The sequence below is a fragment of the Nonomuraea antimicrobica genome, from assembly GCF_039536965.1.
GTDB lineage: Bacteria > Actinomycetota > Actinomycetes > Streptosporangiales > Streptosporangiaceae > Nonomuraea > Nonomuraea antimicrobica.
Map to the genome: position 1 here is coordinate 1 of NZ_BAAAZP010000014.1, position 13563 is coordinate 13563.

7 protein-coding genes are annotated in these 13563 nt (G+C 72.4%); 2 read left to right on the forward strand and 5 right to left on the reverse strand.

The genetic code is table 11. The features are described 5' to 3' along the window. The 5 genes from ABD844_RS04980 to ABD844_RS05000 form a co-directional block, all read right to left on the reverse strand. Positions 1 to 9379, reverse strand: a 9379-nt coding sequence (locus tag ABD844_RS04980) for a WXG100-like domain-containing protein (protein WP_486348535.1), incomplete at its 3' end; no start/stop codon positions are given. An 11-nt stretch (positions 9380 to 9390) separates the two neighbouring features. Continuing rightward, positions 9391 to 9735: a hypothetical protein gene (locus ABD844_RS04985; RefSeq protein ID WP_344873405.1), complete on the reverse strand. Its 345-nt coding sequence runs from the start codon at positions 9733 to 9735 to the stop codon at positions 9391 to 9393. After that, positions 9732 to 10139, reverse strand: a complete 408-nt coding sequence (locus tag ABD844_RS04990) for a YbaB/EbfC family nucleoid-associated protein (protein ID WP_344873407.1) — start codon at positions 10137 to 10139, stop codon at positions 9732 to 9734. The genes ABD844_RS04985 and ABD844_RS04990 overlap by 4 nt, the downstream gene beginning before the upstream one ends. A gap of 98 nt (positions 10140 to 10237) precedes the next feature. Beyond that, a complete protein-coding gene (locus ABD844_RS04995; RefSeq protein ID WP_344873409.1) occupies positions 10238 to 10636 on the reverse strand; it encodes a hypothetical protein in 399 nt (132 codons plus the stop codon). Further along, the gene (locus ABD844_RS05000) at positions 10636 to 11520 is read right to left on the reverse strand and encodes an SseB family protein (protein WP_344873411.1); all 885 of its coding nucleotides are present in this window, start codon (positions 11518 to 11520) and stop codon (positions 10636 to 10638) included. The genes ABD844_RS04995 and ABD844_RS05000 overlap by 1 nt, the downstream gene beginning before the upstream one ends. 172 nt (positions 11521 to 11692) lie before the next feature. Between ABD844_RS05000 and ABD844_RS05005 the strand changes: the two genes are divergently transcribed. Both ABD844_RS05005 and ABD844_RS05010 read left to right on the forward strand, forming a co-directional pair. Then, the gene (locus tag ABD844_RS05005) at positions 11693 to 12901 is read left to right on the forward strand and encodes a cytochrome P450 (RefSeq protein WP_344873413.1); all 1209 of its coding nucleotides are present in this window, start codon (positions 11693 to 11695) and stop codon (positions 12899 to 12901) included. Continuing rightward, on the forward strand, positions 12898 to 13545 hold the full coding sequence (locus ABD844_RS05010; RefSeq protein ID WP_344873415.1) for a TetR/AcrR family transcriptional regulator: 648 nt from the start codon (positions 12898 to 12900) through the stop codon (positions 13543 to 13545). The genes ABD844_RS05005 and ABD844_RS05010 overlap by 4 nt, the downstream gene beginning before the upstream one ends. Positions 13546 to 13563: the final 18 nt, after the last annotated feature.

Below are 13563 nucleotides of genomic sequence, written 5' to 3' on the forward strand. Positions count from 1 at the left end.
GCTGGACGGCCCTGGCGACGGCCAGCTCGGGCAGCGCCGGGCGGTGCGCCGAGGAGGTACGACTCCCGCCGCCCAGGAGGTCGGCCAGCGACCTGCGGGGGGACGTCCCGGCGTCCGGTGACGCCCAGGGCGGGGCGGGCCGGGGGTGGCCGCGCCGTTCGAGGTCGGCCGCGACCGTGTCGATCGCCGCCGCGACCTGCTCCCGCGCCCGCGGGTCCGCGGTGGCGTGCCACTTGCGCGACAGGTGCGCGTGCTCGTCCAGCCGGGGTGTCAGGCAGTGGTCGGTGCCTTCCACCTGCCGGGGCGACAGCGCCGGCCTGACCACGCCCTGCGGCGCCCCGGCCCGCTGGGCGGCCCGCTCCTGGACGATGTGCGACAGCTCGTGCACCAGCACCGCCGACACGACCTGCGGGTGCGCACGCGGCGCGATCCACACCACGTGCGGGTCCGCCTTGGTGCCCGAGCGCAGGTCGGTACGGCCGACCAGCCCGGGGCCCGGATCGCCCACCCGTACGCGGACGTGCTCGTCGGGGGCCGAGGGCACCTGCACGACGATCCGATCGACCGCGGGCCGGTGCAGGCCCGCCACCGCGCCGCCGAAGTCGGCCGGCGACACGTCCTGGCGGCCCACCTCCGCCAGGTCCAGGTCGCGCACGTCGTCGGGGCGGGCGGCGGCGGCGAGCGGCGTGCCGGTGATCTCCGGGTCGGTCGGCGCCGCGGGCGAAGTCGTCCCCGGGGAGGTGCCGCCCGCGGGCGGGCCCGGCGTCTGGGCGGCGGGCTGGGAGGCGGGCTGGGAGGCGGCGGCCGGGAAGGGGGGGTCCGCCGCCGGGGGCGGGAGGGCGTTCCTGGCCTTCAGCTCGGCCGTGACCTGCTCGGTGAAGGTGCCGGTCACGTCGGAGTTCATGAAGACGTTCCGCAGGTTGAGGCCCACCTGCTCGGCCGCGTCGAGGAGGGAGGCCGGCAGCGTGGCGAACGCCTCGGCGAAGCCCCCGTCGGGCTTCTCGCTGGAGATGGTGCCGTCGGGCGCCGCCCGATAGTCGTGCACGCCGTGCGAGTCGTGCACGCGGACAAGGGCCACCTCGCCGCGCTCGCGGGCCGCCACGCGGGCGTCCTGCAGGCCCCGGATCAGGCCGGACCGGCTGCGGGCGGGCCTGAAGCGGAACTGGGGCAGGTGGTCGAGGGCGGCCGACCTGCGCACGCCGGCCTCCATCCGGGCGTACAGCTCCTGCAGGTGCTCCCCGAAGAGGGTCACCTGCACGGTGGCGCGGCTCGCGCCCGGCAGGTGGACCGGGTTGTCAACGTTCGTCGTGGCGTGGCCGTCCTGGAGCTTCACGCGCTGGAAGGTCAGGTCGTAGTCCACCCTGAGCCGGACGGTGTACAGCTTGCCCTTCTCGAACATCTGCTCCTCAATGCGCGCGCCATGGTGGGTCGCGATGCTCTCCGACGACTGCGCCCCGGCGCTCATGCCGTAGCCGAGGCCCGGCATGCCGCCGCCCGAGCCTGCCGCCATGCCCAGGGGCAGAGGGCGGCCGCGGGTCAGGGCCGCGTTCAGCGCCTTCGTCTCTCTCTGGGTCTCGCCCAACTCCCCCTCGAACGGCCCAGCCACGACGGTCAGGTCCGACAGGCGGGCTTTGACGTTGAGGTCGATGCCACGATGCCGGACCTTGTCCCTGGCCACCTGTGGGATGGTGGCGCCGTCGCGCCCCGACTGCCGCGCCAGGGCGGTGAGCAGCGCCGGCTCCGACAGTTGAGCGTCCAGCTCGCCCTCGCGTTCCTCGACCGGGGCATGGCCGACCATCTTCTTGAGCTGGGCGGTGACGACGCTGACCAGCATGGGCCTGACCGGGTCCTCCCGCAGGGTGTTGGGGAAGAAGCCGGCTTCGAACTCCACCTGGCGCGGGTCGATCACGGACGGGATCGAACCCGGGTCCTGGGCGACCGGGATGGTCATGCCGCCCGGGACGGCGCGGACCATCGTGGCGTCGTAGGTGTGCGGCGCGCGGCTGCCGCGCCGCCGCCACACCCATTCCACAGACGACCGGATCGCGGCCGCGGCGCGGGGCACCCACCTCTCCAACGGCAGCGGCCGCACCCGGGCGGGCCGGTGGTCGACCTCGATGGTCACCGTCATGCCCTCCGACACGACGTCGAGGCCGTTGAACAGGGCCAGGCGCTGGATCATGGTCGTCTGCCGGCTACTGGTGCTGGAGGAGGAGCGGCCGCGCCTGGTGGACAGTCCCCCCTTGAGCGCGTCGGAGTCCTGTGGTTCGGCCGCGTAGTCGAAGCCGACCGAGTACGCGGCGTTGCGTGCCTCCGTGTGCGACGCCTCGACGTAGCGGTAGTGCTGGACGATGAGCCCGGCGTCGGAGATGTGGGTCTCCAGTGTCGCCTTCCTGGGATCCTCTCCCTGGGCGCGCTGGACGCGCACCCGGACGTTGACCACCTGGGCCCCGTCGGCCAGGGAGCCGCCGCTCACGTTGTACTGCCGCCCCAGCCCGCGTCGCGACCACATCTCGGCCAGGCGGATGAGCGGCCGCTCGGCGCCGAAGTCCACCCTGAGCTGCCTGCCCAGGTTGGGTGTGGTCACCTCGTTGCCGTTGACGGAGTTCACCACCGCGTCCGCGGCGCCGGGGACGGCGGCGTTGATGGCGTTCGCCACCGCGTCCGCCAGGTCGATGGTGTTGCCCCGACCGTCGGTGACGACGAACGACTTGGGCTCGCTCATGCCGATGGCGTTCTGGTACTGCTCGGCGAGCACGACCTCCCTGGATCGCTCGATCAGGTCCTTGGCCTCGCTGAGCACCTCGTCCAGTTGGCTCAGCGCCTCCCCCCGGCGGCCGAGACCGGCGACGTCCTTGACGGCCTTGAGCAGCACCTCGGGAGTGTGCAGGGCGCCGACCCCGATCTCCTCGTTGCGGGCCAGCGCCTCGGCCCTGGCCTTGACGTAGGTCATGATCAGGGGGACGGCGAGCGTCCTGTCGAGTTTCATGCTGCCGTTGGTGAATCGCTCGACCGCGTCGGCGACCAGGGGCAGCGGCAGGTTGATCTCGCCGTCGGCGTACAGGCGCAGCGCTTCGCGCTCGGGGACCGTGAACAGCACGTTGCCGCGGCTGGTCAGCGAGCCGTCCGACTCGCCCGGCCGGGCCGGGAGTCGCGGCGCCTCGATCGGCATCAGGTTGGTGTGGCTGCCCGTGATCTTCACTCTGACGTCCACGGGCGCGAGGAAGCGGTATTTCCGGCCGACCTCGATCCCGAGCGCCTCGCTGCCCCAGATGGCCAGCAGGGCGGTCGCGACCGCCCTGCCCCAGGAACGCGAGGGCGTCGAGAGCGAGAAGCTGTCACTGGACGAGCCCGCGTCGTCCAGGTCGGCGACGGAGTTCCCCACACCGGCCATGAAGTTCATCGACGTGCCCCAGGAAACGCCGGCGCTGCTGAGGCCGAGCAGGATCTTGCCGGTCACCGCGTCCACCACGTCGAGGACCCGTGCCTCGCCGGGCTCGGCCGCGACTTCCGCGGAGACGCGCGTGCCCAGCAGGCCCCTGGGGTCGACGACGAGGTCGTGGGCGACCGGCCGCCCCTCCAGCAGGTGGGCGGCGAGGAAGTGCCGGCTCAGGATCGGCCAGACCTGCACCAGCAGGTGGGCGGTGAGGAAGTGCCGGCTCAGGATCGGCGAGACCTGCACCAGCATGGCCATGACCCGTGGCAGGGCCCTCGGCAGCAGCCCTCGGATCTTCTTCGGGTCCCGGAGTTCGCGGCCGCCGTCGAAGTGTTCGATGGTCGCGAGCGCCAGCAGCTTCTTCGTGACCTCCTTCGCGGAGTTCTTCGCCGACCTGCCCACCGGCCCGGACAGGCGCGGCCCGCCGTCCCTGGGCAGCATGTCGGTGGGAATGAGCAGCAGGGTCCTGACGTCGCGGCGCGCCAGCGACGTCACCTCGCCGTCGCCGCGCATCAGGCCGACCTCGAGGGTGCCCCCGACCCACATGCCCGCGGACCCCTTCTCCTTCCCGTCCTCGGTCATCTTGACCCAGTTGACGGTGCTGCCCACGGAGGAGCCCACCGTGGAGGTCCGGTTCACGGCGCCGTCCGGGCCCGCCGTGTGCGCGATCCCGTCCTCCTTCGGCTCGGGGCCGTCGGTCTTCTTGGCCGACCCCCCGCCGCTGATCGTCTTGGAGCGGCTGATGGCCCGGCCCGAGGTGTCGCTGCCGATGTCGAGGCCGGTGTGCACCTTGTTGATCAGCCCCGCGTACCCCAGGTCGTCGAAGTCCTGCCGCAGCACGATGTGCAGCGCGTGCACCACGGGGACGGCGTTGAAGCCGTACTGGACCACGGGGACGAGCATGCCGTTCTGCGCCGCCTGGTCGAAGCCGCCACGCAGCGCGGCCTCGGTGAGGTGGGCGGCGACGTCCATCTCGGCGAGCATCTGAGCGGCGCGCACGAACCGGTTGGAGTCGTACTGGCGCGCGCCGTTCTCGATCTTCGCCACGATCCCCATATCGGCCAGCTTGGCCAGGACCTCCTCGCCGAGCCCGTCCACCCCGGTGATGCTCCGGACGTCGGTGGGCCCCGCGGCGCCGCGCAACTGCTCGTCGCCGTCGCCGAGCCACTCCGGCAGCCCGACCTTGCGGCCCTGGAGCGGCACCTTCCGGAGGCTGTCGCGCATCACCACGTTGCCGTCGGCGTCGGTCTTCGGCCGGCCGTTCTCCATGACCACCGCCTCCGCGGCCACGGGCAGGCCGAAGCGGTAGGCGTCCGACTCCTGCATGCGGATCAGGGCCGTGGCCTTCATCGGCGGCAGCTCGACGGGGGGCTTGCCGAGCCGTTCCACGGTGAACGTGTGCCGCACCACCGCGCGGTAGGCCTGCGAGCGCCCGTTCCTCTTGTCCACCTCCACGTGGTGGGACGCCTCGTTGGCCGTGGAGGCGGACGACTGCGCCACCGGCCTGCCGACCTTCCCCACAGGGGTGACCCTGTCGGGATGATATTCGCCAACCGGTCCAAGAACGTCCGGATTCTCGAGGACGGGTCCGCCGGACACCCTGCCCTCCAGCGAGCCTCCGTACTCGGTCCTGCTCGGCGAGGCGGTGGACTGGGTGAGCACCTCCTCCTCCAGCGCCTCCGCGGTCGGCGCGCCCTCCCGCTCGGACTCCTCCAGCACGATCTCGCTCTTGACCTTGATGGTGGCGTACGGCACGCCCTTGACCAGCAAGGGCACCGACAGCCCTTCCGCGGCGTCCCGCAACCGCATACTGATCGTCTGGGTGACGAACGTGCGCAGGTCGCTGTGGGCGTTGGTGCCGATCCTGGCGAAGTCGCCGCCGAGATGTGTTTCGAGGGCTTTGAGCGCGGCCTCCATGCCGGCCATGCTGATGGGCTCGACGTTGGGCATCTTCGGGTCGCGCAGGTCGCGGGGGATCGTTTCCTCCCTGCCTGGCGTCTGGTCGACGTAGGAGTGCCACACCCAGATCCGCTGGACGCCGGGGTCGCTGGGAGTGCCGGAGTCGACCCTGGTGGTCGCGCCCCACCCGCTGTCCTGCCGGGTGCGCACGCTCACGGACCAGACTGCCTTGGCCTCGAACAGCATCGACTCGCTGCGGTTGTCGGCCACCGAGCCGCCGTCCGTGGTGTCCTTCGCCCCGCCCGAGGCCGACGCACTGCGCCCGGCGGTGAACCCGGTGCCGACGCCGACCACCTGGGCCAGCTCCCGCCATCCCTCCGGCAATGCCGGGATCAGCGCCCTGGTGTCGACGTCCGCCGAGACGGAGGCATTGCCGGACTGCGTGGCGGTGTAGGTGTGACCGTACTGGTAGAACAGGCCCACCGACATCTCGGACGCCTGCACCGCCGGATCGTGCACCTCCACCAGGTCGGAGAGGGCTTCCTGGATCGACACCTCGACCGCGTCCTCGCCCCAGCCGAGGCTGAGCACCATGCCGTCGCCGGAGACGACGTCGTGGTAGTTGGCCTTGATCGCGCCTTCCAGCTCGTCGGGGGTGACCCGCATGCTGACGCCCTTACTCCGCAGGAGCTCGTTGACCGTGTCGGTGAGCGCGTCCAGATGGGCCGGCCGTCCGGTGGGCATCGCCTCCGACAGGGAGAACGTCGAGGGCAGCACGTTGTGCAGCGCCTCCAGGTACGCCCTGCGGGCGTGCTCGGCCTCGTTCCCCGTGATGGTGGCGAGGGCAGGCAGGCTGACCCCGCCCAGGCTGGTGGGCTTGGCGCCCCGGCTCAGCTGGGTGAGCTGCCGCTCGTACCGCTCGTACACCTTCCTGGCCGCGGCCGCCTCCACCGCCGCTTTGGAGTACGCCCTGGCGATCCTGAGGTCCCGCGCCTTCTTGGCCCAGTGGGCGCGCGCCTCCTCCTGGGCCTCGGCGGCGCGGAGGAACCTGCCGCTGTCGCGGTCGTTGAGCGCCTCCTCGGCCTTCCGGGTCGCTTCGACGGCCTCCTGCTCGGCCTTCTCGGCGCTCTTCGTCCTCAGGGTGACCTGTCGCCGAAGGTCCTCCTCCGCATTGGCCAGCGTCTTGATGACGGCCCGCGCGCCCTTGGGACTGGGATCGGGCCCCAGTCCAGCGGGCTGGTGGCTGCGTCCCCTGCCCTGCTCGGGCGCCCAGGGCGCGGGCGGTGGTTTGGCGCCGCGGGCTTTCAGGTCGAGCAGCACGCCGTGGATGTCCACGGCCAACTGGCGCTGCTCGGGCACGGTCCTGGCGTGTTCCCACTGCTCGGTCAGGTACGCCAGCTCGTTGCGCCGGGCGGCCACGCAGTTGTCCACGCTCTCCCGCCGCCGGCCGGAGAAGGCCCGCAGCAATCTCCGAATCCTGCCCGCGTCCTGCGCGGACAGGACTTGCAGGATGTCGGTGATCTCGTGCAGCCAGACCCTCGGCAGCTGGTCTTCCGCGACTCCGGGCGCGAAGATGACCAGGTGCGGGTCCTGCGCCGTGCCCGATCTGAGCACGGTCGTGGCCATGACTCCGGGGTCCAGACGGCCGATCATGGGGCGGAAGTGCTGGGCGCCGTTCCTCGTGGTGCGGACATTGAGTACCTGGTTGGCCGGGTCGGGGTCCGTGGGCGAGGGGCGCCACTCGAGTCTCTCGACCCTGTTGGAGCCATGGGCGAAATGCTCGGGGCGTAAGGTGGCGGTGCCGTTGTGGACCTCGGTCAGAGAGAGGACCGAGCCCACGCGGCCGTCCGCGACGTACCTGGTGTCGGGGACGGAGAGGGAGGTGACGGTGCCCGGCCTGCTGGTGAGGGCCGGGGACGCGGCGGCGGAGCCGGGGACGGACGCCGACATCGCGTCGTCGGCCAGGGCGACCAGCAGCATGGCCGCGGCGTCCACCATCAGGTCGGACTGGTTGCCGACCTCCGTGGCCCGCAGATCGAGCGCCCTGCGGATGCGGTTCATGGTGGCGTTGGAGACGACACGGTAGCCCCCGGGACCGGGGACGAGCAGGTCGCCCGTGGGGCCCAGCACCGCGCCGGGGAACTCGGCGTTCAGCGCGTCCACGAGCGCCGCCCGCGCCCTGACCGGAGCCGGGGCCCCGATCAGGGCCCCCGCCTGCCTCGTGCCGTCCGCCTCCCCCAGGTTCGTGACACCGCCGGGAGCGGCGCCGACCGTCGCCGGTGTGCCGTCCTGCGCCGCGTGTGCGCCGTCCACGGCCGCCGAGCCGTCCTGCTGGTTCGCCGTCGCGGGGTCGCTCGTGGTGCCGCGGCCCTGCGCCGTCCCGTCGTTCTGGGACGTCGGCCCGTCCGGCGTCGTCGCGCCGCCCGAGGCCGGTGCGCCCGCCGTCGCACCGCGACCGGCTGTCTCGCCGTCGTGCGGGGTCGCCGTGTTCTGGGTGCCGTTCTGGGTTGCGCCGTTCTGGGTGGGGGCGGCGTTCTGGCCCGGGGTGGCGTTCGGAGCGGTGCGGCCGTCCTGACGGGCCGTCGCGTTGCCCTGTGGCGTGGCGGCGGCGCTCTCGCCCTGGCGGGGGGCCTCGCCGGGGGCCGGGGCGACGGCGTTCTGGTCGGAGCCCGCGGAGGCGCGCCGTTGGGCGGACATGTCGGGGTTCGCCACCGTGGGCCCGGGACGGCCCGCCGGCGCCGGGGCACCGGCGGCCGCCGGGCCGCCGGACGGGCTCGGCGATGAGGGCGTGGCCGGTTCTGGTCCCTGCACGGTCCCCGGCATGCCGGGCGGGCCGCCCTGCGGCCCTGTAGGTCCCCCGTTCGGCGTACCGGGTTCGCCCGGTCCGCCGCTGCCGGGGCCGTGACCCGCCCGTTGCGCGGCGGCGTTGTACGCGTCGGCCAGCGTGCTCAGCGGGCTGCCCAGCGCCATGGCGACGCTCGGGTTGAACGGGCTGATGGTCCCGGTACGCCCGACACCACCCATGAAGCCGCCCAGCAGCGCGTCGGGCGTGAACGGATTCTGCCACTGCTGGTACACGACGCCGTTGGCGACGAAGCTGCCGGCGGGCGAGGCGATCATGTTGGTCAGGCCGACCGTCAGAGCGCGTCCGGCGAAGCCGCGCACGCCCAGCCTGCTCACGATCCGGGAGATGGGACCGGCCACCACCATGCCGATCATCGCCCCGGTGGCCGCGCCCAGGATCGCGGCCTGGATCTTCTTCCAGTCCCAGCCCTTGATGGTGCCCATCTTGATCTGCTGGTACTGGGTCATCACGGTGATGAAGAACTCCTCACCGATCTCCTCGATCAGTTCCAGGCCCAGCGGCGTGGCCAGCAGCCGGGTGATGAGGCTGCGCCCGGTGGGACCGCTGAGCACGGCCACCCGGGCCAGCCGGGTCGCGCCGACCCTGCGGGCGGCCGCCGCCGCGAGCCTGACGAGGATGCGGCTCAGCGCCGCGCGGGCCCCGGCCGCGTACGGGCCGACCAGCGCGACCGAGACCGCCGCGCTGAAGAACGCCGCCACGAGGGCGATGAAGATGGCGATGACCGTCACCCAGAACGCCACGTTGATGGAGATCTTGGAGTACTGCGTCTCTATGGCGAAGTTGTTGGCCTGCTCCGCGTACGCCTTCGCGTTGCCGTTCACCCCGGTCAGGCCGCCCTCGCGGCTGTACAGCTCACGGGCCCTGAAGACGAAGTCCTCGGCGGCGGGGGCCTCCCAGCCGGTCACGATCGTGCGCGCGGCGGCACCCGCGGAATCGACGGACACGACGGACTCGTCGGCCAGCGCCGCGTACGCTCTCGCCAGCGTGGACAGGCCGCTCTCGCTGGCCTTCGGCCACTTCTGACCGGCGGACAGCAGCGGGATCAGCCAGGTGTTCACCCAGTCAGGCAGGTTCAGGCTGTCCCATGCGGGCTGCGTGTCCCTGTCGATCCAGATGACGGCCCGCTGAGCCGACTGTCCGCCGGGGCCCTGGACGTTGACTCCACCCGTGTGCGACATCTATCGGCGCCTCAGGCTTCGCGGGCCAGGCCAGCCGCGAGGTCGTTCCCCATGTCGGCGTCCGTCAGGCAGGTGTTGTCGACGGCCGCGCGCACCCGGTCGCCCTCGGCCACGATCTCCTTGGTCAGCAGCCTGCACTGGTCGAGCATCTCGGCGGGCCCGTTGCCGCTGAAATGCGCGTCGGCGAAGGCCCGCCCCTCGGTCTCCTGGCCCCACGGGGCGCTCCTCAGGGCCGCCTCGATCTCGGCCACCGCGTTCGACACCCTCCGGTCCAGCTCCCCGGCCATGTCGGACCAGGCGGCGATGCCGTGGTTCACGATGGGCCTGGCGACGTACGTCCCGTCTGCCATGGTCACAGTCCGCCTCCTGACATCTGGTCGGCGAGCCTGGCCAGGACGGTCTCGACGTCCCCCTCCAGGTGCGCCTTGAGGTGCTCGCGCGGGATCGCCGGCTCGAAGATCTCCATGACGCGCTCCTGCGCCGCCGCGGCGGCCTCCCGCGCCGCCCCCAGGATGGCGTCGGCCAGTCCGCGGGCGTCGAGATGCCGGAAGACGCGGGGGTCGAGGTCGACCCCCAAGAGGTCGCCGCGTGCGCCGACCGTGACCGACACCAGGCCGTCGCGTGAGGTCTTGGTCACCTGGACCGCCTTCGCCTTGGCGTGCAGATCCAGTCCTTCGTCCTGCAGACGGCCGAAAATCCCGCGCAGTTCCTCCGCGTACGCCCGCATCCCCGCAACATCAGGCAGTTCAGGTCTGTCCATAACCCCCGCCCCGTTCACAGTCCTATGCCGAAACGTGTGCCTCCCTAGCAAGTTTCCGTCACGTGAACACCATGAAACAAGAGTCTTTCCCAGAAGTATTATTTCTGGGTGAAAAGGGGCACGGCCTCCTCCCTGAGCCCTGCCACTTCCGACCGGGGCGCCCACACCCGGTAGACACCCCGCTCCATCCGATCCAGCCCCAGCTCACGCGCAGTGATCACGGACGCGCCGAGGTATTCGAGCAGCAGCAGCCCGTCCCGCTCCCCGTGGACCTGGAACGGCTGGCCGCGCCAGTGGCAGACGACGGTCACGAAGTCCAGCGACTCGCACTCGGGCGCGGGCACCGTACGCACGTGGCAGCCGGGCTCGACCTCCTCGAAGCCGTCCAGCGGATCGGGGCTGCGCAGGCGTACCCACAGCTCCAGGGGGTGCGGCTCGGGGCTGGCCGGGTAGTCGGCGCCGTGCCAGCGGGCCCGGTAGAAGTGCCAGGACGTCATCACCGCCGCCCCACCAGCAGCCATCGGCGCAGGTCGCCGTGGTAGAAGGCACGGCGGTGCTCGGTGCCCCGGTTGGTCAGCTCCCAGATCTCCGCGCCGTGCGGCAGCCCCACCCCGTACACCTTGTACTCGCGGATGAGGTTGTTGACGCTGGGCACCAGGCCCATCCCCACGAACGGCGGCTCCTCGACCACCCAGCCGGCCACCGCCCGCCGCCCCTCCTCGTCGGTCCCCCCGTACGGGGTGTGGTAGAGGCCGAGCCCGACGGGATGCCAGCGCAGGATGTTGAGCGACCCGCTCTCGGTCAGCAGGTCGGAGCTGTCCAGCGCCGCGGCGAGCACGGCCGGGGTGGCGATGTGCGAGACGTCCAGCGCGTTGTGGCAGTAGCCGGACACCCTCGGCTCGGCCGTGTCCAGCAGGACCGGGATGTCGTCGGGCGCGAGCAACTTCTGCACGACGGGCACGCCCGACTCGGGGGCGAGCAGCAGGTCCTGCTCCATGGTGGGCACCGCCAGCCGGGCCAGTGTCCCCGCCTCCAGCATGAACGCCACCCTCAGCCCGGCGTTGACCGCCAGCCCCCAGCGCAGGTCGGGCCAGCCGGCGGCCAGATCGGGCATCGTCGCGACCCGGCAGTGCGCGGCGGCGCCGCCGGTGGACAGGCGCATGGCCTCGACCGAGGTGTACGCGAGCACCCACGTGCGCCCGGCGGCTTCCACCGTCGCCCAGGCGGGCGCCTCGGTGCCCGCCGCCGCCTCAGCGGTGATCGGCAACGCCAGCTCGGCCTCGCGCAGCAGGCTCAGGCACAGTGCCTGCTGCCCGTCACTGTGCGCAACCCACAGTCGCTCCTCGAACGGTCCGGACGGCGGTTGATCATCGGCGCTCATCCGCCCATTCTGGCGCGCCGCCCACCAATTCGAGCGCTTCCGTCCGCCCCCTGCGACAGGACCGGCATTCGTCCCGCGCCCCCTGCGAATGGCGCCGGGGAATTGGGGGCTGACTTTACTAAGGCGACCGCCTTAAAGTGAAAGGGAATCGTCAACTATCAGGGGGGCCGCGATGCCGGACATCACGCCGGACTATCCCTTCGACCGCGAGGCCGCGTTGCAGCCGCCGCCGGAATGGGCTGACTTGCAGGCCCGTTGCACCGTGGCACACGTACGGCTGCCCAGCGGCGACACCGCCCGGCTGCTCACCCGCTACGACGACGTCCGCACGGTCCTGACCGACCCGCGCTTCCGCCGCGGCGGCCCCGACGCCGCCCGGGTCTCGACCACGCGCGACGGCGGGATCTTCGCCCGCGGCTCGGCCGGCACCGACTCGATGCGGGGCGAGGGGCACCTGCGGTGGCGGCGGCTGCTGACCCGTGCGTTCACCGTCAAGAAGATGGAGACCTGGCGGCCCCGCGTCCAGCGGATGGCCGACGAGCTGGTGGACGACCTGCTCAAGGCGGGCTCCCCGGCCGACCTGTCCGCCCGCCTCGCCCTGCCGCTGCCGGTACGCGTCATCTGCGCCCTGGTGGGCGCGCCGAGCAGGGACCAGGACCTGTTCGCCCACTGGTCGCAGGTCATGCTCACGCTGACCCGCTACGGTCAGGACGAGGTCGAGCGGGCCTACCGGGAGTTCGACGCGTACGTCTCCGACCTGGTGACCGCCAAGCGCGCCGAGCCAGGCGACGACCTGCTGAGCGAGCTGACCCAGATCTCCGACAGCCACGACGGCCGGCTCTCCCACGACGAGCTCATCGCCACCGTGCGGGCGCTGCTGCTGGCCGGGCACGAGACCACCTCCAACATGATCGCCATCATGGTGGCGACGCTGCTGGCCGAGCGCGAACGCTGGCAGGCCGTGATCGACGACCCGGCGCTGATCCCGGGCGCCGTCGAGGAGGTCCTGCGCCTCGACACCACGCTCAGCGTGGTCGGCTTCCCCCGGGTCGCCGCCGAGGACACCTCCCTCAGCGGGAGCGCCGTGCCGTCCGGGGCGACCGTCATCCCGTGCCGGCCCGCCGCCAACCGCGACCCGCGCAGGTTCGACGACCCCGAGCGGTTCGACCCGCGCCGGGCCAACGCCGCCCAGCACCTCACCTTCGGCGCGGGCCCGCACTACTGCCTGGGCCAGCCGCTGGCCCGGCTGGAGCTGCAGGTGGCGCTCGGCACGCTCACCCGCCGCCTGCCCGCGCTTGACCTGCGTGACGGCGTCGACGGCCTGCGCCTGCGCACGGGGCTGCTGTCGGGCGGGCTCGAGAACGTGTGGGTCACCTGGTGACCACCGGGCGGACGCGCGCGGCCGTGGCCAGAAGCCTGATCATGGACACGGCCGAGCGGCTCTACGCCACCCGGGGCCTGGCCGCGGTGTCGATCCGGCAGATCGGCGAGGCGGCCGGGCAGCGCAACAAGTCCGCCGTGCAGTACCACTTCTCCGGCCGCGACGCCCTCATCAAGGCGATCCTGGCCGAGCACGCCGCAGCGATCGAACGGCACCGCGCCGCGATGGCCTGCCCCGAGCCCGCCCTCATGACGCTGACCGAGCGCGTCCGCCACGTCGTGCTGCCGCGCATCGAGCACCACATCGAGCTGGGCGCACCCTCCTGGTACGGCCGGTTCCTGGCCCAGGTCACCGTCGAGCCCGCCCTGCGCGAGTACGCCGTCCAGGCCCACCTCAACACGCCCTCGCTGCGCCGCCTCTACGACGCCCTGGCCGCCCAGGACGACGAGCAGGGGCCGGCCGCGACCCGGCGCGAGGACATGGCCCGGCAGCTCATCGTGCACATGCCGGCCGAGCTGGAGGCGGAGCTGGCGCGCGAGCAGCCCGCCGCCGAGGTGGCCGCCGCGGCATGGCGGCGCCTCGGCGCGGACCTCGTCACGGCCGTCACCGGCCTCATCGACGCGCTGCGCGCCTCCTCCGCGTGACCGTCGCCGATGGGGGCG

Coding starts and splice junctions, on each gene's coding strand:
- ABD844_RS05005 (WP_344873413.1), top strand. CDS start 11,693: ATGCCGGACATCACGCCGGACTATCCCTTCGACCGCGAGGCCGCGTTG.
- ABD844_RS04995 (WP_344873409.1), bottom strand. CDS start 10,636: ATGACGTCCTGGCACTTCTACCGGGCCCGCTGGCACGGCGCCGACTAC.
- ABD844_RS04990 (WP_344873407.1), bottom strand. CDS start 10,139: ATGGACAGACCTGAACTGCCTGATGTTGCGGGGATGCGGGCGTACGCG.
- ABD844_RS05000 (WP_344873411.1), bottom strand. CDS start 11,520: ATGAGCGCCGATGATCAACCGCCGTCCGGACCGTTCGAGGAGCGACTG.